The following is a 22,890-nucleotide window of genomic DNA, read 5'->3' as shown; positions in this document are numbered from 1 at the left end:
GGTCTCCATTTTGGATTACCTCATGGTCGTTACAGCGAGGCCGTCGATAAGCCGGCGCTGCGCGATCAGGAATGCAACGAGGAGCGGGGCTACGATGATCACGGCGCCGGCCATCAGCGGACCGAAGAATTGCCCGGCTTCGTCGTCACGAAAGAGCAGGATGCCGAGCGCAGGCGTGGAAATTTCCTCGCGGCGCACCGCGATGAGCGGCCAGAACAAGTCATTCCAATGGGCCACGATCGAGAAGATGCCAAACGCGGTCAGCGCCGGGGCGGTCATGGGGATCATGATGCGCCAGATGATCTCGAATTCGCCGAGTCCATCGAGGCGGGCGGCGTGAATGATCTCGTCGGGTATGGATCGAAAGAACTGCCGCAGCAGGAAAATGCCGAAAGTGGAGATCGCCCACGGCAGGATCAGCGCGGCATAGGTGTCCAGGAGCCCAAACACGTTCAACATGAGGAAATGTGGAATGGCGAGCGCTTGAGGCGGCAGCAGCAGGCCGACCAGCACGGCGGAGAACAAGGTGTCCCTGCCGCGAAAGCGCAGCTTCGCAAGTGCATAGGCACAGGGAATGCAGACAAGAAGCTGCAGCGCAAAGATCGCTGCGCATACCAGCAATCCGTTCAACAGGAAGCGGAACATCGGTGCCGCAGTTAGCGCGACGTGATAGTTCTCGACCCCATGAAAGGCCGTCGGCCAAAGGCGGAAATCGACCTGGAAGATCTCTTCCGGCGGTTTGAGCGACAGGCTCACCATCCAGAGGAATGGCAGTAGCGCAAAAGCGACCGTGAGAATCAGAATCGCATGCCGAGCGACCCGGCCAGCAAACCTCCGACCTGGAAAGCCGGCGATCATGAATAATGGACCCGCCCTTCGAGAAGCCGCGCCTGTGTCAGCGTAAGCAGCACAACGATCGCGAGATAGACAACGGTGAGAGCTGCGCCATATCCCATGCGCAGGAAATCGAAGCTCTCGGTGTAGAACCGGTGTAGCAGCACCTCGGATGCATAGTTCGGCCCGCCCTGGGTCAGGACGCGAACGCTGTCGAAGACCTCGAAAGCCCGTGTCGCCGTCAGGATGACGACGAACATGGTGACCGGTCCCAGCATGGGCAACGTCACGAAACGCAGCCGGTCCAGAACGCCGTCGGCGCCGTCAACGGCGGCTGCGTCGTATAGCTGCTGCGGAACGGCCTTCAGGCCGGATATGAACAGCACCATGGCAAAACCAAAGCCTTGCCATATGCCGATCACGGCCAAAGCGAGTAGCGCCGTACGCTCGTCCCTGAGCCAATTCACCCCGGAAATACCCACCGCGCCCAGGGCGCGGTTCACGAGGCCGATCGTGGGATGCAGCATGGTGCCCCAGACGATCGCCATGGCCGACATAGTGGACATCACGGGAAGGAAATGGGCGGCCCTGTAGAAACCACGCAGGTTGGGACTGGCTTCGATGAGCAGAGCGACGACGAGTCCGAGCAGCACCGTGCCCGGCACGACGATGGCCGCATAAATCAGCGTATTGCTCAGGGCCTTCCAGAAGGTCGGGTCCGTGAACAGCGTCTTGAAATTCGCAATCCCGATGAAATGAAAATTAAATGATCCAAGCTGCCAGTCTGTCAGCGAGAAAAGCACCACCGCCGCGACCGGGCCGAACAGAAGTCCGATCAACAGCAGCAATGCCGGCGATACGGCAAGCCAGGCAAGCCCCTGCTCTCTCGATCTCGTTGCGAAGCTTGCTTTCGCGTCGGCCCTGCGCGCGCGATTCTGGTCAAGCGCCGTCATGCTGCGGCCTCTACCTGCTCAGCCTGGCGCTGGCGCATGCCCGCGCTATCAAACTGCAGCAAGTTGGCCGGGTCGATCTGAAGGCCCACCGAACGGACCACTTCGGAACGCGATGCGTCGGGATGCGTACGCACGACGACGGTGCCGTGCCCGTCTGCCAGCGTAACGTTCAAGAAAATATCAGAGCCGAGATTCTCGACGCTGGCGATGACGCCGTTGAGTCTTCCATCCCCGGACGCGACTATTCCGACGGCCTCTGGACGAAACGCGAGGTACATCGAGTTGCGATGAACACCTGCAGGGAGCGATGCACCCAAAGATGTCCAATGCGCGCGAGAAACCACGTTGATTTTCGGGCTGCCGATCATCTCGGCGACCCGCAGGTCCTCTGGGTCGCGATAGAGCCGCTCCGGTCGGTCGACCTGAAGCAGTTCGCCGCCCATCATCACGGCGACGCGGTCGGACATGGTCATCGCTTCTGCCTGATCGTGGGTGACGTACACGAAAGTGACGCCGAGACGGCGATGTAGCGCGATGATTTCCGCACGCATCTGCACCCGCAATTTGGCGTCGAGGTTGGACAGCGGCTCGTCCATCAGAAACACCGCGGGATGCCGCACCATCGCGCGGCCCAGCGCGACGCGCTGGCGCTGACCGCCGGAAAGCTGGCCCGGCTTGCGGTGCAGCAGATGGGCGATATCGAGCAGACAAGCCGCCTGCTCGACATCGGCCCGAATTGTCTTTTCAATGCCGCCGCGTCTTGGAAACGCACGGCCTAAAAATGGAAGCCGCTGTGCGAAGCTCAGCCGCCGAGTCCGCAGCGGCAAGGCGAGGTTGTCGAACACGCTAAGATGAGGATAGAGCGCGTAAGATTGGAATACCATGGCGACATCGCGCTCCTTGGGGCGCATGTCGTCCACGCAGCGGCCACCCACCACGACCTCACCGCTATTCTGCGCCTCCAGCCCGGCGATGATCCGCAGCAAGGTTGATTTCCCACATCCGGAGGGGCCCACCAGGGTAAGAAACTCCCCATCACGAATGCTTAGCGACACTCCTTTTACAACAGCAGCTTCGCCATAGCTCTTCTCGATGCGGCGCAGCTCGATCTCAGCCATCGTGGCCTCCCCGCACTGCCTGGAGCGGACGCCCGTCCATTCCGGAGGCGGGAAGCCCGAGATGCGTAAGAATGGTTGGCGCGATGTCGATGATGCAGGAAGGCTGCTGCCTCGCGGCGCCAGGGCTGAAGCCCGCGCCGTCGATCATGAGAAAGGGCGCTTGCTCGCCTGCGCCGAGGCCACCGTGCTGGCCGCTGCCGAGGATATCTGCCTTGCCACCGGCGCGCTCCGCGACGAGGCTGATGCCAGCCACGCCGTAGGTATTGGGCTCCTCGCTCGCGCGCATTGAGACCGCAAATGCGAGGCCGTGGTCCCGGCCCTGCCCCACCGACGCCAATGCGGCGCCATCGAGAACCGTTTCCGCCCATTCCTGATTGGCGAGGAAATCGCCGACCAACGGCGCGCGCGCGACGAAATCGGGATGGACGTAAAGCAACGCGGAGGTACCGTTCGAGGCGACGACCACGTCGGTTGATTCAAGGCTCTCCTTCAATCCGGCTGTAACCAGTTCTTCGTCGATGTCGATGACGCCGGAGACGGTCTGATGGCCGTGATCTGATCCAATCAGCAGAAGAATATCGTCCCTGTCGGCGAGCGTGGCCACCGCGTCCATGACGCGATCGGCATTGCGATCTGCCTCTTGCAACACCGCAAGATGACCGGGCGATCCCATGGGCAAGGCGTGCTGCGTGGCATCCGGCTCGCCGAGCCACAGCACCGCAAGCGCAGGAGGATCGGACGGAGGCAACACCGCTTCGCGGATGAAGCGCTCGGTCATTGCCCGGTCGCCCTCTACGTCCAGTGTGACGCGAAGTTGCTCATCCTGCGGTAGCGGGACCCGGCCGCGGCCGAACGATCCGGCGCGATGATAGACCCGCCCAAATCCATCCGGATCGTGCGCATAGGCTGCTCCTGGTGAAACGTTGCTAAAGATGATGGCGCCGCCGCTGTCCGTTAAGCGCTCGGCCAAAGTTGGCACGGCCAGCGCGCGGCCGGTGACGCGCCGCTTGTGCTGGAGGAAGTCGGGGCGACCCGCGTCGTGCCGAACGAGGCGCCCGTCTTCCATGAGCGCCATGGTGTTGCCCTGCAAGCCGTGGCGGGCCGGATGGCAACCGGTCGCCAGGCTCGCCGAGACCACCCGCGTGCAGGACGGAAACACCGTGCGATGAGCAGAGAACTGCTCAGCGCGCTCGGCGAAGGCGGCAAGACGAGGTGTGGTCTGCCGCGTCACGAGATCGCGGCGCAGGCCATCGAGGATGACGAGGACGGCGCGACGCATAGTCAGACTTCCACGTCGTTGAGCAGGACTGAGAAAACATCGTAGTTGCGGAGCGGTTTCCCTGCGCTGCCCTCGACCAGTCCGGCCTTGAGCGGATGAGAGAGGATGAACGGCACCACCTGCTCGGCGAGCCCGCCATGAGAACGCAGCCGCTCGCCCGAGAGCTGCGAAATGTCGTGGTCGCGGGCATGGGCGCCAAGGGCGACGCCCGACCTGGCCACCACGGCGATGTCGCCTTCGCGATCTTCCGGCAGCTCGAAGCGCAGGCACGCTTCCTCACGCGGCATGGCCATACAGACGCCGGGAATCTGCCGAATGAAATTCAACACCGTGGCGCTGGAAGGCTCCGTCCGTTGCAGATGGACACGGACAAAGCCGCCCAGGGCGCCGTGGTGACGCACGAAGGGATCTGTTATCGGACAGATGACGCGGGTTGTGCCCTCACCGAAGGCGGCATCCAGCAGGTCGCCGAGATAGACGACGTTTGGCTCGCCGCCCGGGTGGGCCATGTCATTCATGCCATGGTCGGCGACAATCCCGAGGCAGGCGCCGAGCCCGAGCAACCTTGCGAGCCGCTGGTCCACCGCACGCATAAAGGCAATCGCTTCGGGTGCATCCGGCGCATGCTTGTGCTGCACATAATCGGAAAGCGACAGATAAATCAGGTCTGGCCGGCGGATTTCAAGCAGGCGAATTCCGGCGTCGAGCACGAACAAGGAAAGATCGGCGGAATACTGGCCTGGCGCTCCACGCCCCACCAGCGCGCCGATTGCGGAGATGCCGTTCTCCGCATCGGTCGCCTCATCGGCCTTCTCGGCAGAGAAAGCGATGCCGTCGAGCCCATGACCGAGTGCCCTGCGCAGCTTGTCCTTGGCAGTAACGGCGGCAATCTTGGCTCCCGCTTGCGAGAACGCTGCCAGAATAGTCGGCGCGCGCACCGGAGTCGCGTCCACCATCATGATTTCTGCGCCGGTATCGCGGTCGAGATAGAAATTGCCGGAGACGCCGTGAACGGCGGGCGGCACGCCGCAGACGATGGACACGTTGTTGGGATTGGTGAATGTGGGCATTGCCGCGAGCGCGGAGGCTGAGAAGCCTTCGCGCCGCATCCGGTCGATGGCAGGGATGGCCCCGGCGGCGCTGGCAGACTCGATATAGGTCGGATCGCAGCCGTCGAAACAGATGACCACAGCGGGACGTTTCGGCCACGCATAGGCGCGCCCGTTCACTGTCACCAGAGGTCTCTCAGCGAGATAGGACGCGGCATCGGTCAGGGCCAGATTAGACTTGTTCATGAGAAGACCCGTCGTTCAGTACAGCATCCGTGAGCCATGCCGCCACGCGCAAAAGATTGCGATCGCTCCCCTGGCAACCAACGAGCTGAACGCCGATCGGCATGCCATTCATGCCGCGCAGCAGCGGTAAGGACACAGTCGGTAATCCGCACAGGCTCCAGGGCATGGACATGACGCCGGAGCCCGGCCCCTCCTCAAGGCGCGTGGCCTCTCCCGGCGCGGATAGCGTGATCAAGGCGTCATGATCACGAAATAATGCCGCGGCCAGAGCGGTGAGCCGGTCGGCCATGGCCTCGAGTTCGAGATAGCGCGCGGCGCTCAACGCACGCCCGGCAACGATGCCCTCCTGCAGCGGAGGACAGAAGCTGCGGAACGTTTCCTCCGGCAGGGCACCGAAACGGTATGCCAGGTGAGCATTGAGAAGGCCAAGCACAACCTCAAGCGCCGTATCGAATTCGCCCGGAAGATCGACCGCGACCACCGCTGCAGGCAGTCCGGCGACCAAACGATCGAGAGCTTGACGCGCGTCCGGACTTACCATGTGCCAGCCCGGCCCGCGGACCAAACCTAGCCTGGGCGGATGTCGCAGCGCTTCGACCTCCGCGAGCCGACGATCGAATGCTCCGGCAAACAGCGCGAGGTCGTCGACCGAGCGCGCCATCAGACCTACATGCGCCATGCGGGGGACCAGCACGTTCGATGCCCGCATGCTCGTGAAATTCAGCGACGGCTTAAAAGCGAACGCGCCGCAAAACGAAGCTGGTAGTGTCGTGGATGCCGTGTGTTGGGTGCCGAGCGCCAGCGGAACCATGTGATCGACAACGGCCGCCGCGGACCCTGCCGACGACACGCCCGGTGAGCGCGACAGATCCAGGGGATTATGCGTCGGACCGGGATGATACATTCCGAATTCGGACGTGCTGGTCTTGCCAACGATGAGGGCTCCGGCCCGGTGCAACACGGTGACGGCATCCGCGTTTTCGGTCGGCCGACGCCCACGCAAGCTTCCGCTGCCATATTCGGACGGCATGTCGCTGGTATCGAACACATCCTTCACGCCTACCGGCAGACCATGCAACGGGCCGAGCGGGAATCGCGCGGCCTGCCATTCATCCGCCAGCCGCGCGCGTTCCCGCGCCAGATCGACATCCAGGAAGCTCCAGGCCTTCACCTGCGGTTCGCGAACGGCAATCCGCTCCAGGCAGGCTTCCATCACGGATGTCGCCGTTATCAGGCGATCGCGGATCGCACTGACGATCGTGCAAGCCGACAATTCATTCAATCGCTTGCTATTCGAAACGAGCGCCAGCCTCTGGGTGCCTGATACGTCATTCATTGGCCGACAGCCTCCACAGCTTGCGGCGTCCCGCTCGTTTTCGACGTTGCGTCCTGCCGGCGAAGATTTGCGGCGAGTGCAAGGGCATGGGGCAATAACCCGTCGCGAAACAGCAGGACGCACAGAACAAAGACGGCTCCCTGGATTGCCACGATCCAGGCGCCGAACGACGATAGGAAATGCTGCATCGTCACCAACACGGCGGCGCCGACGAGAGGTCCGCCGAATGTTCCGATACCGCCGATCAACGCCATCAGCACGGCTTCGCCCGAGAGATGCCAATGCACGCCGGACAATGTGGCCAACTGAAAGACGATGGCGCTCATCGAGCCGGCAATGCCGGCGCAGAAAGCGGCGATGCCGAATGCAGCGAGTTTGTATGCGTCAACATTGTGCCCCAGCGACAGAGCCCGGCGTTCATTGTCGCGAATGGCGATCAACATCATCCCGAACGGGGAGTTGATCAGACGGCGCAGACCGAAGAGCACACCGAGCATGGCGGCAGCGCAGAGCCAGTAAACATTGGTGTCGTTGCGAAGATCGATCAGCCCCAGCAACATCCCGCGGGGGACTGACTGGATGCCATCCTCGCCATGTGTAAAGCTGGCCTGCACATAGACAAAATAGACCATCTGCGCGATCGCCAGCGTGATCATGGCCTGATAGATGCCCCGGCGTCTGATCGCAAAGACGCCCATGACGAAACCGAGAACGAGCGCCGCCGCTATCCCGACGCCGATCGCGGCTTCCGGTGACAGCGCCCACTCTCTCGCCGCATGCGCTGTGAGATAGGCCGCAGTACCGAACAAGGCCGCCTGGCCAAAGGACATGATGCCGGCAAATCCCAGCAGGAAATTGAATGAGGCGGCGAAGATCGTGAAACAGAAGATCTTCATCAGGTAGACGGGATAGAGCAGCATCGGCAGTGCCAAAAGCGCGGCAACGGCGGCGAGTACCGGCACCATGCCGGTCAAGCGTTCGGCGGCGGTTTCCTTATCCGCAGGCTCAATCCACGGAAGCCGGGCCGCCAGGAATTCGTGGGATCGGACCACCGAAATGCCGAACAGCCCTTGCGGCCGAAGCAGAAGCACAACGCACATGAAGGCGAAGACGATGAAGCTTGCCGCCTGCGGGACCAGCGCCTGTGTAAGGCTCTCGATCAGCGCGAGGGCATAGCTCGAGACGATGGTTCCTCCGATCGAGCCCATGCCGCCGATGACGATGATTGCAAATACGATAAGCAGGATGTCCGAGCCCATCAGAGGGCTGACCTGGTAGATCGGCGCGGCCAGCGCGCCTGCCAGTCCCGCCAGGGCGGCGCCCAGGGCGAAAGTGGCGGCGAAAACATGAGGCACGCCGACGCCGAGCGCTTCGGCAGTAGCTGCATTTTCGGACGACGCGCGCAGAACCGAGCCAAGACGCGTGCGCGCAATTGCGATCCAGACGCTCACACATATGACAAGCGCCACGGCGACGACCCAAAGTCGGTATGCAGGGAAATACAGAAAACCGAGATCCAGCCCGCCGGATAGCCAATCCGGCGCGGCGTAGGGAAGTCCGGTCGAACCGAAATAGGCCTGGAAGCCACCCTGAACGACCATCGCCGCGCCGAACGTCAGCATGAATCCGTAGAGCGGGTCGAGGCCATAGGTTCGACGCAGCAACGAACGTTCGAGGATGATGCCGAAAGCAGCTACGCAGACCGGTGCGAAAATCAGCCCCCCGAAATACCCCAATCCGAGATAACGAGAGCCGGCCCATGCGGCAAAAGCGCCCATCATGTAGAGCACGCCATGCGTCATGTTGAGAATGTTGAGAAGGCCGAAGATAAGCGCTAGCCCGAGACTAAGCAGCGCATAGAACGAGCCGTTGACGAGGCCGATCGTAAGGTAGCCGAGGATGAGATCTGTCATGCAGGAATCACAGCGCTAGACGTTCGAGGAGCCGAGCCCTGACGTACTCGCCACCTCGGGTTTCGAGGTCGTCCACAACCGAACCGTTTTCGATCGCCACCACCCGATCGGCCAGATGCAGGACGAAGTCGAGGTTCTGTTCCACAAGCAGGATCGTGTAGTCGCGTCGCTTGAGTTCGATCAGCACATGCTCGATCTGTTTCACGATGACCGGCGCCAGTCCCTCCGTGGGTTCGTCCAAAAGAAGCGTCTGCGCGCCTGTGCGCAAAATCCTCGCGATGGCGAGCATTTGCTGCTCGCCGCCGCTGAGCTGGTCGCCATAGTGGCGTCCCCTCGTGCGAAGATTCGGGAACAGCGCGAAGATATCGGCCTTGGCCATGCCCGCGGCGCGAACCGCCGGAGGAAGGGCAAGATTCTCCTCGACGGTAAGGCTGGAGAAGATCGCCCGCTCCTCGGGGCAATAGCCGATGCCGAACCGAGTACGCTCATATGGGCGCATTCCGCTTGCTTCGCGCCCCGACAAGATAATGCTGCCGGTTTGTCGCGGCAGTAAACCCATGATGGCGCGAAGGATGGTTGTCTTACCCGCGCCATTGCGGCCAACTAGACAGGTCACCTCGCCTGGCCGAACCGCGAACCCGACGCCGAACAGCGCCTGAGAATCGCCGTACCACGCTTGCACGTTCGATAGGCGCATCGAAACCGCCTCAGGCACGACACTCGGCCCCGATGTAGGCGCTGATCACGCGAGGGTCGCGCGCGACCTCGTCGTAGCTGCCCTCGCAGAGGACCGAGCCTTCCGCGAGCACCGTGACCTTCGCTGCCAGACTTTTCACGACCTGCAGATTGTGTTCGACCAAAAGGACGCCGCAGGTGGCGGCGACCGTCTTGATCAGGGCCGCGACAGGCGCGATGTCTTCCCGGGCGAGACCCGCAGTGGGCTCGTCGAGCAGCAGAAATTTCGGCGCAATGGCGATCGTCGTGACGATTTCAAGCAGTCGCCGGCGACCATAGGGTAGATCCGCGGCGCGGCGTTCGCTTTCGTCTGTCAACCCGCCTTGATCGAGAAGATGCCGGACCGTTGCTTCATTTTCGTTCCGTCTCGAACGGCCGCGCAGGAGCTGCAGACCCCGCACGTTCAGCGCCAGTGCCGTGCGGACATTATCGGCGACGGAGAGATTTGGAAAAATCGAGCATATCTGAAACGATCGGGCCAGCCCGAGCCGCGCAAGACGGTTCGGCGAGACCGCAGTCACATCCACATCGTTGAGATGAACGTGGCCGGCGGTCGGCTTCATAAAGCCGCTGATCACGTTGAATAACGTCGTCTTGCCTGCCCCATTGGGCCCGATCACCGCATGGATCGACCTTGCGTCGAGATCGATCGAGACGCCGCGAAGCGCTTCGAAATCGCCGAAACGAACAGTCAGGTCGCGGGCGCTCAGCAGCGAAGTTGCAGCACGCTTTCGGACAGCCGAGGCAATTGGCGCGGCTGCCCGCTGCGGACGATCAAGAATGAGGGTCGTCATCGAACGCTCGGAGCGGCGCAGCCCGCGGTATCGATCGAGCGAAAGGCGGTGTCGGCCGAAACCGTGGCGATGCGCTCATAGTAGTCCCAGGGAGCTTTGCTCTCGGCCGCGGTCTTCACACGATAAACACCGAGATCGTAGACGACGCGACCGTTTTCCTGAATGTGGACTTGCCGGCCGAATTTATCGACGGGCAGCTTTCGCATTTCCGTATTCACGACCGCGGCATCGTCAGTCTTCGCTTTGCTGGCGGCCTTGAGATAGTGCAGCACACTCGTATAGACGCCGGCTTGTTCACGGGTCGGCATGCGTCCATGAGCTTTGAAAAAGCGCTCAGAAAAGGCGCGAGTCCCATCGGTGTCATTCCAGTAAAAGCCGCTGGTGATGATCAGGCCCTGAGCCGCTTCGAGACCGACACTGTTGATGTCGGTGACGAATGCGTGGAGAGCCGCGACACGCTGGCCACCGCGCATGATACCGAACTGACCAGCCTGCTTGATGGCGTTGACGGTGTCAGCGCCGGCGCTGGCCAGCGCTACTACCTGCGCTTGCGAGGATTTCGCACGGAGCAGAAGCGCGGAGAAATCGGCCGTGCTCAGGGGGTGGCGAGCGCTTCCAACCACCTTACCTCCACGTTCCTCGACGACGCGCGAAGCGTCCTTTTCGAGATCGTGGCCGAATGCGTAATCCGCGGTGAGAAAATACCAGGACTTCAGGTCCTGCTGCATCAGGGCCGCGGCGGTCCCGCGCGCGAGCGAGTAAGTGTCATCAGTCCAGTGCGTGGCAAAGGGGGAGCAGCGCCCTCCGGTTATCTCCACGCTGGCGGCGCCGGATATCATCAGGGAGCGCTTTTTTTCGGTGGCAATCGCCATCAACCCGAAGACCACACCGGAATGCGGCAGGTCGACGACGACGTCGACGCCGCGCCGGTCGAACCATTCGCGGGCAATCGCAGACGCGACGTCGGGCTTATTCTGATGGTCGGCAGTAATGATCTCGATGGGGACACTGCCAGCAGTCCCGCCCGAATCCTCAACCGCCATACGGGCCGCCAGGATCGATCCGGGTCCGCCGACATCAGCGACGACTCCGCTTTGATCACCCATCACACCGATGACGATCTTGTTGTCGGAAAATTGCGCGAGGGCGGACGTTGCCCAGCCGCACAGCAGTGATGACACGATGACCAGCCGACGCATGGATTCTCTCCTGTTTCCAAGCTCGGCGAACTGATAGAGAGAGCCCATTACACATTTGTGACGATGCAGGCACATTTGTGCATAACGATGAATTGTGGAGAAATATGATGGGGTTGCCATCCACCCCCGAAGGAGGCAAACAGCGGTTCCTGAAGCTGATCGGAGTGCGCGTTGATTCGAGGCCCGCAAGCGGCACCAAGCGAAGGCGAAGCCGGCGATGGTCGAGCCGACGCCGCGTTGGTGGCCAAAATCTGCTGGTACTATTTCAGGGAAGGCCAAACCCAGGACGCGATCGCGCAGCGGCTGAAGATGACGCGCAAGCGCGTCAACCGGATCCTCGGTGAGGCACGGGAAAGCGGCTTCGTTCAAATCACGATCGCCGATCCGGCTGGCCACCGCACCGAGATTGAAGAAGAACTCATCCGCAAATTTGACCTGCGTCACGCGATCGTGGTCCCGGTCCCCCTGGGCGGCACCGACGTGCGTTCGTTCATCGGAGCCGCCGCCGCGCGATACGTCGCCGAGTGCCTCCCGCCGTCGGGTTCGCTAGGAATCACCTGGGGAGGCACCATCAATGCCGCAGCTCAAAGCCTGCCGCAGCGATCTGGAGACGGCACCCGCGTGGTGCTGATGTCGGGCGGGTTGGCCGAAAGCGCGCCGATCAATCCGTATGACAATGCAACCATGATAGCCCGGGCGCTTGGCGCGCGATGCTATTATCTGACCGCGCCGATGTTCGCCGAGACGGCGGAGCTGAGGGACATCCTCGTCGCGAGTGAGCCTGTTCGTTCAGTGCTCGCCATGGTGCCCTCCCTCGACGTGGCCCTGTTGAGTGCGATCGACCTCTCCGAGCAATCAAAGGCGCTCGAGTACGAGGTCATTTCTCGCGAAACCTGGGCTTCGTTGCTTGAAGCCGGTGCGGTCGGGGACATTTGCGGTCACTACCTCGACTCAGCCGGTAAGCCGCTTCACCACCCCCTGGTGCAACGAACGATCCATCCGCCGATCGACCATGTGCTCCAAATCAGACATCGGATTCTCGCCGCCGGAGGCGAGCACAAGGTCCCCATCATTCGCGCCGGCCTGCTGGCTGGCTTCTGCCAGGTCCTGGTCACCGATGAAGCGGCCGGGTCCAAACTCCTGGATTGAAGTTTGCCTCACCACGGCAGCGAGTAGGTTTTTATGTTCGTGAAGCTCTTCATGGCCTCCAGCACGCCCTCCTTATGGCCGAGGCCGGAATCCTTGATGCCGCCGAATGGCGTCAGCTCCGTCCGGTATCCTGGAACTTCCCACACGTTGACGCAGCCGACGTCGAGACCATCGACAAAGCGGGTGATGTAGTCGAGCCTGTTTGTGCACAACCCCGCCGAAAGACCGAAGGCCGTTGAATTTGCGATGGCGATGATGTGCTCGACGTCATCCGGGCAGCGAATGATCGGCAGGACGGGACCAAAGGTCTCTTCGCGCACCAACTCGCAATCGTACGCGACATGGTCCAATAGTGTCGGCGGGTAAAGCGCGCCCTTCGGAGTATTGCCGAGCAGCAGGCGGGCGCCGCCCTGAATTGCGGCTTCGACGCGTCGGGCAATTGTCGACGCCGCCTTCGCATTGATGACCGTGCCCACATCCGTGTTGGGATCCATGGGATCTCCTGCCGTGAGGCGCCTCATCAGAGAGAGGGTCGCTTCGGCAAAGCGATCGGCTATGCCCTCGACGACCAAGGCCCGCTTGACGGCGGTACAGCGTTGCCCGGAATTCTTGGTCGCACCCTGCACCGCCAATCGGGCTGCGCGGTCGAGATCAGCGTCACCCATTACGATCAGAGGATCGTTCCCGCCGAGCTCGAGCACCAGCCTTCTATATCCCACCCGTTCGGCAATTTTCTTTCCGGCGCTCACCGATCCGGTAAATGTCACCAGGTCGATATCCGGGTCATTGATCATCTCATCTCCCAGCGAACGCGGATCGCCGGTGACTACCGACAACATTTCCGGCGGCAGTCCCGCCTCATAAAGCAGCTCGGCAAGAGCAAGCGCGGTCAAAGGAGTCGCCTCTGCCGGTTTGAGCACGACCCTATTGTTGGTCGCGATCGCCGGAGCGAGCTTATGGCTCACGAGATTCAGCGGATGGTTGAAGGGAGTAATCGCTGAGATGACACCAAGGAGCGGCGTCCTGGTCGCAAATATGCGTCTGCTTTGCGCATTCCCTCCGATATCGCCCGCGTAAATCGCTCCATCGTCCTGGAGCACTGCATGCGCGGCGAATGACCAGACATCCTTGGCCCGCGCGGTTTCATGTAGCGAGTCTTTCAAGCATAGGCCGCTTTCCGATGTAATCAGGCGCGCAAGCCTGTCTCGGTTTGCTTCGATCGCATCCGCCGTCGCCAGGAGGATCCGCGCCCGCTCACGCCGCGTGAGCCTGGGACGGAATGCCCGCGCAATCGCGAAGGCGCGGCGCGCATGTTCGGGACGCGCCTGCGGCACTACAGCTATTATCTGACCGGTAAACGGGTTCCGCACATCGATGGATGCGTCCGTATGAACATCCTCTCCTGCGATCTTCATTGGATGATAGAGCCGCGTCGAATCTAACATCGCTCGGCTCCGTGTGGCGTTCCGTGCCGATCGTAGGCTTCCGACCGCGCGGGCTCGCACTCACCGGCTCGGCTCCCTTGGCCACCAGCATGCCAGATCGCGATGGAGACACCGACGATGATGAAGACACAGGCGACGACGACGCGTGTCGTGGGAGTCTCCTGTTGCAGGACGGCAGCCGCTACCAGCGCGACGACAGGGATCAGCACGAGACTCTGGGATGCGATCTGCGTGGAAATAGTGCTGAGCGCGCGGTACCAGGCGACGAACGCCAACCCTGTCGCCACGATGCAGTTGAATGCGATAGGCCAGGCAAGAATCGGCAATTGTGTCCAGTCAATCCGACGCTCCAGCAGGAGCGACGCAACGATGACAACTACGCCTGAAGTCGCCAATTGAAAGATGGTACGGCTCCATACGTCGATGTCGCCGGGGGTACGTTTGTGGATCCATGTTCCCAGCGCCCAACTGAAAGCCGCCATCGAGAGCAGCGCGATGCCCAGGATGCCATGAGGTGTCGCAACCGGATTCGCGCCCAACGCCAGTAGGCCGAGACCAAGCATTCCACAGGTCAGTGCGATGACATCGAGGAGCGATTGCTTTTGGCGATCGATCGTCCATTCGATCGCGATGAGCCACAAGGGCATCGTATAGAAAATCAAAGCGCTGGTGCCGACATCGAGATACTGCAAGCCGACCAGGCTCAGCCCAAGGCCTCCAGCCATTTGAAGGAGACCCACCGCGACAAGCCTGCCCTTCCCACCACAACCAAGCTCGAGTGGGTATCCAAGGCACAGCCGGGCGGCTCCGATCGCGATTGCCCCGCCGAGCAAACGGATGCCGGTAAAGAGCAGGGGCGGCGAAGACTGCAAGGCATCCTTGATCACAAGCCAGTTTGTGCCCCAAATGACGACGACGAACGAGAGGCAAAGGAACCCGATCAGCATATTAACCGCCTGATGTTTTCACCGAGCTACTGCTTCCGGCACGGCTTGCAGATGGAAGGCGCGCGGCTGGTTCAACGCGATCTGGAACGCTTCTTTGTTCTCCTCCGGGGTGTGACGGGACGTCACCCGGGGTAGCGAGCGCGCATGTAATTGATTGACCTTGCAGAGCAGGAAGTGCGGCCCGTCGGTCGACAAGCTCCGTGCAACCGCTTCGCCCAATTCGGCACTGGTTACGCATCGGCTGACCGCACCGTACCCACAGGCCTTGGCAACCGCTTCCAGCGAGGAAGTCGCCGAAGTGGATTCCTGCCCCCCGGTTGAGACGTAGCCTTCGTTATCGAGTACGATGTGCAGGAAATTTCGGGGGGATGCGTACCCGATCGTGGACAAGACCCCCATATGCATCAGCACAGCGCCATCGCCATCCAGCGCGATCACGCGACGCGATGGATGCGCGAGCGCGACCCCCGCAGCCACCGCGCTGCAATGGCCCAACGATCCCTGCATGTAGAAATTCCCCGGCCGGTCGCTCGAGCGAAATAACTCCCGGGAAATGAACCCGGTTGTTGAGACAACGAGATCGGTGGGTCGCAGGGCTTCGCTGACGATTTCCAAAGCGCATCCGACGCTGAGTGGATAATTGCTCATTGGTTGCTCGCATTTGACAACGACGCCGAGGCCCGCCGAGAGCTGACCTTTCCGGACAAGAATCGCAAACGAGACTGATCGCTGGAACGCCTCTTCGGCCTTCAGGAGGCACGCCGTGAACCCCTGTGGCGTCCCGTCGAACTCGCCCCATGGAATTGCCAGTTGATCGAGCAATGCGTGGGTATTGGCACCCATGATGCGATGCTGCGGCTCGTCCTTGGGTTCGTCGGTATGTCCCCGCACGGCGATCAGAAGCAGTGTCGGAATGCAGTTAACCTGGACTAGCGATGTCAGCGGATTGATGATGTTTCCCAGTCCGGAATTCTGGAGGGCAACGACGCTTCGTCGCCCCGCCAGAGCCGCGCCGACGGCAAATGACAACGCGCTGCCTTCGCTCGCTGCCGGGACTGACCTAATATCCTTGTCCAAGGATACCTGCTGGAACAGATCAGCGAAATTCGAGCAAGGTACTCCGGAAAAAAACTGATACCTCTGCTGCTTCAGAAGAGCCAAGAGTGTCGTTGTCGACAAAGTCATTAGTTTCCTCCCGACAGGCGGCATTTTTCTCCCGCGCCGGACACGGCGCAGCGTTTGGTGCCGTCAGCATCGACGACACCAGGGGTCGAGCAAAACGCTCAGACAGCGATTATGTTTAGACAGAGTTCTTGTTCACGCAGACCTGTTGGCGAGCTTTCGCGCCGTGATGAGACTTCGGTTGCAAATCGACTTGCGATAGTCGACGTGCTGAAAGCCGACGCCTTCCATGAGGGAACGCATGTCCTCGAAACTGTAGCAGCAGCCCTCATAGCCGGTGGTCAGCAGGACTGAATATTCTGCCTCCGCGACCGGCGCAGGCCCGCCTCGATCGTCCGGGTGGCAACTGTAAACCGCCACCCGACCGCCAGGCAGCAAGCTCTGGTACGATTTTTCCAGCAACAGCCGCACCTTCTCCGGCCCCCAATTGTGCAGGACATGCGAATAGAGATGGAGAGAAGCGGTTTCCGGAAATGGATCGACAAACATATCTCCGGCGATCACACGCGCTCTTGGTGCCGTCAGCTTACGCTCGGCAAGACATCGCGTGGCGAGTTGATCGACTGGGGGACGCTCAAATATCGTCGCCGACAGATTGGGATAGCGGTTGAGCAGGTGCGCCGAGTAGACCCCGGATCCACCTCCCACATCCAGAACGGCCGTGTCCTGTGTACAATCGAGCAGGCGCGCGAGATCGGGAGCAAAAATCCGCCCACGCTCCTCCATTCCGCGCGTATTCAGATCGGCGAAATCGTCCGTTTGCATCAGCGCGTCCCAGTTGGTCGTGTCGCCACGCTCAACATGCCAGGTGTCAGGTGCACCCTGGCGCAACACGTCGTAGATCTCCCGGACAGACGATTTGTACTTCATGGTGGCAATGTAGGAGGAAATGTTCTCGTTTGAGCCGCGGCTCAGGTACCGCCGCGCAGATGCCGTCACGAGAAGTTTGCCATCGATGTTGACGAGGAGCCCCCAGGACTCAAAGAGCCTGATCATCGTTCGCGTCGGCCGCTCCTTGAGCTGAAAATGCCTGCGCAGTTCTGCTTCAGTCGCGGGGCTTTGGTCGAGATAGGTAAAGAGATCTAGCCACGAGACCGCCGCAATATAGAGGTCAGCCGCATAGGAACTATCGCGCCATCGGATCACCTGCGCGATATCCGGTTCAGGCATCTGGATTGACAGTGGCGTCGCTAGTGTTGAATGAAGCATGGCACAATCTCCGCGTTAGGAAGGTTTCTATGCTGTGGGATGGAGGCCGGAGAATCACGCTTTCGCGTGACCGTTTCCGCCGTACGTCGGCAAGTATCGCTCCTCGGCGGCAGCGAGTTCACCGTAGCGCATTAGACCAAAGACCTCGTCGAGCGTGGCGACTTCGCCTTCGATGCCGGCGATGCTCTCCTCGGCGATAATGCGGCCGCAAATGTCTCTCATCCCGGCGATTGCCGCCCGCATCGAGTGGTTGGCCCAGATCACTGTCGAGATGCCGGCTTCGCGATAGGCGGAGACGGGCGTTCGATAGTACTTGGTGGGGACGATCACAACGGGAAGCCGATTCTGCCAGGCGCCGGCAAAAGCGAGGATCTCGTCCGCCGCGCTCTTGCGCGAATGAATGAGGATGGCGTCTGCCCCGGCCTCGGCATAGGCATGGGCGCGCATGAGAGCCTCGTCCATTCCGTGGCCGGCGATCAGCGCCTCGATCCGTGCGACGAGGACCAGATCGTCGCCTACCGTGTCCCTCACCGCGCGCAGCCGGCCCGAGAATTCGCCGGTATCGGCAAGCGGATGCCGATCGCCGACGAACGAATTCATCTTGGGAAAGCCCTTGTCCTCCAGCGCGACGCCGGCAGCGCCACGTTGCTGCAGCTTGCGTGCCAGAAGGCGTGCATTGTTGAAATTGCCGAAGCCGCTATCGCCGTCGACAAGCACCGGAAGGTCAGTCGAGTCCACGATGCGCTCGACGACATCGACGAGCTGGGTCCAGGAGGCTTCGTTGGCGTCGCGGTAGCCCAGCGAGCACGAAATTGACAGGCCGGACGCCCAGAGCCCCTTAAAGCCTGCGCGCTCGGCGATGGCGCCCGACAGAGCGTCGTGGGCTTCCATCAGGAACGAGAGCTCGTGATTGCAGCAGATCTGGTTGCGAAGCTTGTCCGCCGCTCCCGTTGTGGCGTGGTGATGATGACTGTTCGCAACGATGGACTGTTTTTGCGGTTGCATGCCGAACTCCTTGAGCGTTCCCTGACCAACCAATAGTTGTCACCTATTTATGCTGGGCGTCAATATCTAATTCTAGTTGCCAGCAAGAAAATCTAATTCTAGTTGTTTGAGAGAGACCACATGTCGGAGTGACGCAGCCGGTTGCCCGCGCCACTTCATTCATCGCAACCATTAAGCGATTCAGCTTCTGACTTCGCGCGTCCAGATTTGGGACGGCAGAGCGGCGCCGAAGAACGGCGTCACTAAAGCGTGATGCCAATTATCCATCGAATTTTGATGTCTAGCCCAGCGAGTGTGGCTAAGATGGCGCAACTTCGCCAAACAATGAGCGCTGGATGGACGACTTTGCTCCGGGTTGACGGGTGAGGGTCGCATGCAAACTATCGTTCTGGATGACCGCGGTCGCGCATGGGATGCTCGATCCCCGGCCTTAAGAAGCTTCCTGCACTGCTCACTTCCCGACTTCGATTTTCTGACCTACCTCATCGAAAATCTGGGATTTGTGGCTGTCACGAAAATCGCTCCCAATGCGGCGCGCATCCGATTTCGGCCCGAAACGGTGTCCCAGACGAGCATCGCCGCAGCTCTATACTGCCTCGCCGATATGGGGATCGAGCGCACCGTCATTTCCCATCCGGACCAGTTCGTCGAGAAACTGGTCCCGAGCCTCGCGCAGACGATCGCCTACATTGCCGAGCGGATTGCTGCGAGCCATCAGCAACCTTCTTGCGCGTTCACGAGCAGAGAGCTCCCGCTCGAAATACTTGCGAACACGGACGAAGCACTATCAACCCTTTTCGCGCAATGGATTGATTCGAAGCAGGTTTACGATTCTGCGACGCTGGCCGACGTATTGCCTGATCGCTTCGTCCGCGCTTCATGCTTGTCGAGCCTGTGGATGGCCGGCTGACCATTACCGATGTCGGATCTGGCTTTGAAATTTACGGCGAGACCTGGCGGAAGAATTCGCGGGGTCTGCCGATGGAAGAACAACCGGATTACAATTACGGCCGATGGGTGGAAGGCATTTACCGCCGCGTCCAGGAGACGCGACTACCGCGCCTGGACGAGGTGGACGCCACGATCAGACGGCCAGACATGAACGATAGCATTCGCTGCCATTATCGGCGTCTCATCTTGCCGTTCACCTGCAAGGGAAACGGGGGAACATGCCTTCTCGGCGCATCGGTCTTTGACTTCAGGGAGCAACAATCCACCCTAGATCGCCGGGCTGTCGAAGAATGTCCGGCGTAGATCAATCCGCCCTTCCCTGATGCGGTAGACATCTGCAAAACGCATGCTGAGATTGCGCCCATTCTTGGCAACGCCGGAAAAGCTGCCCCAGCACGCAATGTTTGCGCCGTCGCTCAGCACCCTCTCGACGCAGTGCTGGCCGAGCGAAATGATCCGTTTTGTCAGGTAGAAGTCCAGGATGGCCGGCTTTCCGACGAACGGCTCATAACCCGGTCGTTCGTAGATCGCCTCATCGTGGAGAAAATCGGAAAGCCCTGCCCAGTCCCGGCCGTCGATGCAACCGAACATCCCCTTGACAAGTCCTTCTGAATCCTCTGGACGAAAGGTTTGGATAATCATACCGCTTCGCCTTGCGACATCAGTGATTTGCGTCCTCGGCAACGCGGGGCCCAATGACAGGGACACTCGCCCGATCCATGATTGCTGCGAGATCGGCGAGGAGTTCGTCACGCTGCATCCAGGCTAACCCGCAACGCATGTCGCCAAGCGGCGACGCCACAAGTTTGATGCAGCCGAGCTCGACCTTCGTATATCCGGCGCGCTCTGCCAGGCCGCCGGCGATGACGCCATCGCCCAGCATGCCGATCGTGAAATCGCTATTCCAGCGTGTGAAGGCGTATGCCCGCGAAATGCGCGGCAGAATAGTTCCAAGGTCCTTTCCTCTGAAATCACGTCGATACCAGATGCCACCGGAAAAGACGACGCGCCCGGTGATTTTCTTGGCAATCGGCGCGGTGATCTCGCAGCGATCTCCGCGCGCGAAAGCGGCAGCGGAATCGGCATAGAACATTCGCAGCGACGTGGCTTCGTCCTTCAGAGACGTTTCCGGCCAATCATAGATGCGCGCCGCTTGTGTTGCGACGACCTCTCCATGCGTGTTCCGCCCGATCAGAACAAACGCTGTCTCCGGCGTAACGCCGCCCAGAGCCTCGTCAAAAACCGGAACAAGCGGGCGCCAGCTATCGGAGTTGGCCTTATTGGCTTCGACGAGATCCTGCAGGCTGGCAAAGGACAGTGTTACGCCGCGATCCCTTGCAGCGGTGTCGGCCCAGAGGAAGAACCGCCCGAGCAGGTCCACGGGGCCGTATTTGATCTTGAGATGAGCAGGTAGCCGGCCCGATATCGGAAGAGGCTCGTGCATGGATTAATATCCCATCGTTCTCACATCGTGTGGTTGAGCCTAATAATCCGTGCATTTGTAACCCGCGTGACATAATTCTAGTTGATAGTACCGCCCAGGAGTTGATATGCCATTTCCACCATTCCAATTGATTGTGCCGAGCAAGAATTCAACCGGCGGTGCTTGATGCCTTCTGAGCCTTCCGAGAAGAAATCGAAATCCCGCACGCCGACCAGGCGGGGCGGCAAAATGAGGGTGTCGTCGAAGAAGCCGACTCCTGTCGACGAGCACGTGGGGAAGCGGCTGCGTCTCAGGCGCAACCTCCTCGGCCTGAGTCAGGACGAACTGGCAAGGCGTCTTGGCCTGACATCTCAGCTCATCCAAAAATATGAGGCAGGCGAAACCCGGATCAGCGCGTCAAGACTCTACGGCATTGCTGTGCAACTCGCCGTCCCGATCACATGGTTCTTCGACGAGTTGGAAGGCAAGAAACGACCGTCTGTCGAATCGAAGCAAACCTCCGAAGCACAGGATTGGAGTGAATTGGTTACGAAGCGAGAGTCGCGTCAGCTCCTCGAGCTCTACTTCGGCATTGCTGATGAGCGCCTACGTCGAAAAGTAATGGAAGTCGCGCAGCTTCTGAAGGCAACCGACGCGGAATAGGGCAACGATATCGAACTTTGGGCGACATAGATACGGCTTTGCCGCCTGGTGATGGGCGACAAGCTAGGCGCGTTTTCGTGTAGCAGCCGGAGTATAGAGCGCCTCCTGCTCCCGTCGGATACGCACTGCGGGCAGCGTCTCGTCGATCGCTACATCGGCCCAGGTGATGCAGGAGTCTTTGGCCACTGGCCGGATCATTCGCACATTGTGCGCAAGACCTAGCGGCAGATATCCCTTCGCCAGCGACGTGCTGGCGGGCGTCAACTTTCCGAAGACGGTGTAACCTCCTTCCCCGTCGAGTACATCCCCCGCACGCAAATCCTTCTTTGCGGTAGCGGCAACATCGGCATTGAAGCTCGTTGCTACACCTGTCGGTTCGCCGCGAATTGCGATGGCTGCCACCGATATTCCGAGTTCCAGACCGATCAGGTGCCATTTTTTATAGGAGCTCATGTAACGGCCAGTCGGATCCGTGACAACCTTGTACTCCTCGAAACAATTGCGGATGTACTCGCTATCGCCTTCGAAGCAAACCCAGACGCCCTTTCGAATATCGTTGGGGATCTGAACGCCGTCGGCCGTGAGGCAGGACACGACCTCGACTTGACCCTTGGCCTCCAAGACTCCTCCTTCGGAGCGAGGGCGCATCAGCGTAGGAATGTCGTCCACTGATCCCGGAGGGAAGGTAAGCCCCTGCGAGGGCGCCTCCAGGCCGGTCGCGTTCGCTATCGCAGCGGATTCGATCGCCGGCTTCGATCCGTCAAGGAAAGCGTTGAACATCTTCGGGTTCATGCCACCGCGTGCAGCTTGCTCGGTGGTTAGCCCCCAGTGGTCCCACACCGTTTCAGGCGTCGATTCCCGATATTGCGGCAGCCATTTGTGACCACGACCAGCCGCGACCACTGGGAAGCCGCATGCCCTCGCCCAGTCAACGAGATCACAGGCCAAAGCCGGTTGATCGCCATAGGCAAGGCTGTAAATCACACCTGCCTGCCTGGCTTTGTGCGCCAGGATCGGTCCGCAGAACGCATCAGCTTCGACCGTTACGTTGATGATCGGCTTGCCGGCCGAAAATGCCGCTAGACAGTGTTCGACGGCAGCCACCGGATTACCAGTGCATTCGGCAATCACGTCAATGCCGTGGTATTCGACAAGCGCTTCCCAGTTGTCGGTCAGGAAGGTCGTGCCATTCTCAAGGGCATCATCAAGAGAGACTGCGCCATACCGCTCCTCGGTCCATCCGACGCGCTTCAGGTTCTCGGTCGCACGAGATGGCGATAGATCGGCGATGCCGACGAGATGCACACCGGGCGTACGCAGAACCTGATGAAGGTACATCGCGCCGAACTTTCCTGCACCGATCAACCCGACCTTGATCGGGCGTCGCTCTGCTTCGCGTTCGAGGAGTTTTGCGTAGAGGCTCACGATGTCTCTCCAGTCATTAAGTGGCGCTGCCTTGT

General features: G+C 60.7%; 21 protein-coding genes and 1 pseudogene. 3 read left to right on the top strand and 19 right to left on the bottom strand.

Annotated elements, in window-relative coordinates:
- Positions 1-15: 15 nt before the first annotated feature.
- From KJQ96_RS04115 to KJQ96_RS04070, 11 genes and pseudogenes are all read right to left on the bottom strand, one after another.
- Positions 16-858 (bottom strand): carbohydrate ABC transporter permease, encoded by an 843-nt coding sequence (locus KJQ96_RS04115; RefSeq protein WP_213285418.1) that lies wholly within the window; start codon positions 856-858, stop codon positions 16-18.
- Positions 855-1,682, bottom strand: a complete 828-nt coding sequence (locus KJQ96_RS04110; protein ID WP_249733707.1) for a carbohydrate ABC transporter permease — start codon at positions 1,680-1,682, stop codon at positions 855-857. The genes KJQ96_RS04115 and KJQ96_RS04110 overlap by 4 nt, the downstream gene beginning before the upstream one ends.
- 101 nt (positions 1,683-1,783) lie before the next feature.
- Positions 1,784-2,905: an ABC transporter ATP-binding protein gene (locus KJQ96_RS04105; RefSeq protein WP_213285416.1), complete on the bottom strand. Its 1,122-nt coding sequence runs from the start codon at positions 2,903-2,905 to the stop codon at positions 1,784-1,786.
- The gene (locus KJQ96_RS04100) at positions 2,898-4,184 is read right to left on the bottom strand and encodes an alkaline phosphatase family protein (RefSeq protein WP_213285415.1); all 1,287 of its coding nucleotides are present in this window, start codon (positions 4,182-4,184) and stop codon (positions 2,898-2,900) included. The genes KJQ96_RS04105 and KJQ96_RS04100 overlap by 8 nt, the downstream gene beginning before the upstream one ends.
- Before the next feature lie 2 nt (positions 4,185-4,186).
- Positions 4,187-5,479: a phosphonoacetate hydrolase gene (gene phnA / locus KJQ96_RS04095; protein WP_213285414.1), complete on the bottom strand. Its 1,293-nt coding sequence runs from the start codon at positions 5,477-5,479 to the stop codon at positions 4,187-4,189.
- Positions 5,466-6,815 carry an amidase gene (locus KJQ96_RS04090; RefSeq protein ID WP_213285413.1) on the bottom strand — a complete coding sequence of 450 codons (1,350 nt, stop codon included), beginning with the start codon at positions 6,813-6,815 and terminating at the stop codon, positions 5,466-5,468. The genes phnA and KJQ96_RS04090 overlap by 14 nt, the downstream gene beginning before the upstream one ends.
- A complete protein-coding gene (locus KJQ96_RS41720; protein WP_309142365.1) occupies positions 6,812-7,711 on the bottom strand; it encodes a branched-chain amino acid ABC transporter permease in 900 nt (299 codons plus the stop codon). Before KJQ96_RS41720 ends, KJQ96_RS04090 begins: the two co-directional genes overlap by 4 nt.
- Positions 7,712-7,873: 162 nt before the next feature.
- Positions 7,874-8,728: pseudogene (locus tag KJQ96_RS41715) on the bottom strand (branched-chain amino acid ABC transporter permease); the annotation flags it as partial.
- A gap of 7 nt (positions 8,729-8,735) precedes the next feature.
- Positions 8,736-9,425, bottom strand: a complete 690-nt coding sequence (locus KJQ96_RS04080) for an ABC transporter ATP-binding protein (RefSeq protein ID WP_249733705.1) — start codon at positions 9,423-9,425, stop codon at positions 8,736-8,738.
- A gap of 10 nt (positions 9,426-9,435) precedes the next feature.
- Positions 9,436-10,257: an ABC transporter ATP-binding protein gene (locus KJQ96_RS04075; RefSeq protein WP_249733703.1), complete on the bottom strand. Its 822-nt coding sequence runs from the start codon at positions 10,255-10,257 to the stop codon at positions 9,436-9,438.
- Entirely contained in the window at positions 10,254-11,456 is a 1,203-nt protein-coding gene (locus KJQ96_RS04070) for an ABC transporter substrate-binding protein (RefSeq protein ID WP_213285410.1), read from the bottom strand. The genes KJQ96_RS04075 and KJQ96_RS04070 overlap by 4 nt, the downstream gene beginning before the upstream one ends.
- Positions 11,457-11,696: 240 nt before the next feature.
- Between KJQ96_RS04070 and KJQ96_RS04065 the strand changes: the two genes are divergently transcribed.
- Positions 11,697-12,605, top strand: a complete 909-nt coding sequence (locus tag KJQ96_RS04065; RefSeq protein WP_309142364.1) for a sugar-binding domain-containing protein — start codon at positions 11,697-11,699, stop codon at positions 12,603-12,605.
- 8 nt (positions 12,606-12,613) lie between these two features.
- On the opposite strand, the gene phnY is transcribed toward KJQ96_RS04065, so the two are convergent.
- The 5 genes from phnY to aepX form a co-directional block, all read right to left on the bottom strand.
- Positions 12,614-14,020 carry a phosphonoacetaldehyde dehydrogenase gene (gene phnY, locus KJQ96_RS04060; protein WP_249733700.1) on the bottom strand — a complete coding sequence of 469 codons (1,407 nt, stop codon included), beginning with the start codon at positions 14,018-14,020 and terminating at the stop codon, positions 12,614-12,616.
- Positions 14,021-14,043: 23 nt separating this feature from the next.
- Positions 14,044-14,997, bottom strand: coding sequence for a DMT family transporter (locus KJQ96_RS04055; RefSeq protein WP_213285408.1), 954 nt, complete (start codon positions 14,995-14,997; stop codon positions 14,044-14,046).
- An 18-nt stretch (positions 14,998-15,015) separates the two neighbouring features.
- Entirely contained in the window at positions 15,016-16,182 is a 1,167-nt protein-coding gene (gene aepY / locus KJQ96_RS04050) for a phosphonopyruvate decarboxylase (protein WP_213285407.1), read from the bottom strand.
- 132 nt (positions 16,183-16,314) lie between these two features.
- A complete protein-coding gene (locus tag KJQ96_RS04045) occupies positions 16,315-17,388 on the bottom strand; it encodes a methyltransferase (protein WP_213285406.1) in 1,074 nt (357 codons plus the stop codon).
- 54 nt (positions 17,389-17,442) lie between these two features.
- Entirely contained in the window at positions 17,443-18,393 is a 951-nt protein-coding gene (gene aepX / locus KJQ96_RS04040) for a phosphoenolpyruvate mutase (protein ID WP_213285405.1), read from the bottom strand.
- Positions 18,394-18,766: 373 nt separating this feature from the next.
- Here aepX and KJQ96_RS04035 point away from each other — a divergent pair, with 373 nt between their 5' ends.
- Positions 18,767-19,303, top strand: coding sequence for a hypothetical protein (locus KJQ96_RS04035; RefSeq protein WP_213285404.1), 537 nt, complete (start codon positions 18,767-18,769; stop codon positions 19,301-19,303).
- A gap of 308 nt (positions 19,304-19,611) precedes the next feature.
- Here the strand turns inward: KJQ96_RS04035 and KJQ96_RS04030 are convergent, their stop codons facing one another.
- The gene (locus KJQ96_RS04030) at positions 19,612-19,986 is read right to left on the bottom strand and encodes a nuclear transport factor 2 family protein (protein WP_213285403.1); all 375 of its coding nucleotides are present in this window, start codon (positions 19,984-19,986) and stop codon (positions 19,612-19,614) included.
- Between the two features lie 19 nt (positions 19,987-20,005).
- Positions 20,006-20,788 carry a hypothetical protein gene (locus KJQ96_RS04025; protein WP_213285402.1) on the bottom strand — a complete coding sequence of 261 codons (783 nt, stop codon included), beginning with the start codon at positions 20,786-20,788 and terminating at the stop codon, positions 20,006-20,008.
- 165 nt (positions 20,789-20,953) lie between these two features.
- Here KJQ96_RS04025 and KJQ96_RS04020 point away from each other — a divergent pair, with 165 nt between their 5' ends.
- A complete protein-coding gene (locus KJQ96_RS04020) occupies positions 20,954-21,430 on the top strand; it encodes a helix-turn-helix domain-containing protein (RefSeq protein WP_249733699.1) in 477 nt (158 codons plus the stop codon).
- Positions 21,431-21,493: 63 nt separating this feature from the next.
- Here KJQ96_RS04020 and KJQ96_RS04015 read toward each other — a convergent pair whose 3' ends face one another.
- Positions 21,494-22,855, bottom strand: coding sequence for an NAD(P)H-dependent oxidoreductase (locus KJQ96_RS04015; RefSeq protein ID WP_213285401.1), 1,362 nt, complete (start codon positions 22,853-22,855; stop codon positions 21,494-21,496).
- Positions 22,856-22,890 lie beyond the last annotated feature (35 nt).

The organism is Bradyrhizobium sp. sGM-13 (assembly GCF_018398875.1).
Classification (GTDB): domain Bacteria; phylum Pseudomonadota; class Alphaproteobacteria; order Rhizobiales; family Xanthobacteraceae; genus Bradyrhizobium.
The sequence above is the reverse complement of the archived record's forward strand: the minus strand, read 5'-3'. Positions and strand labels throughout refer to the sequence as shown.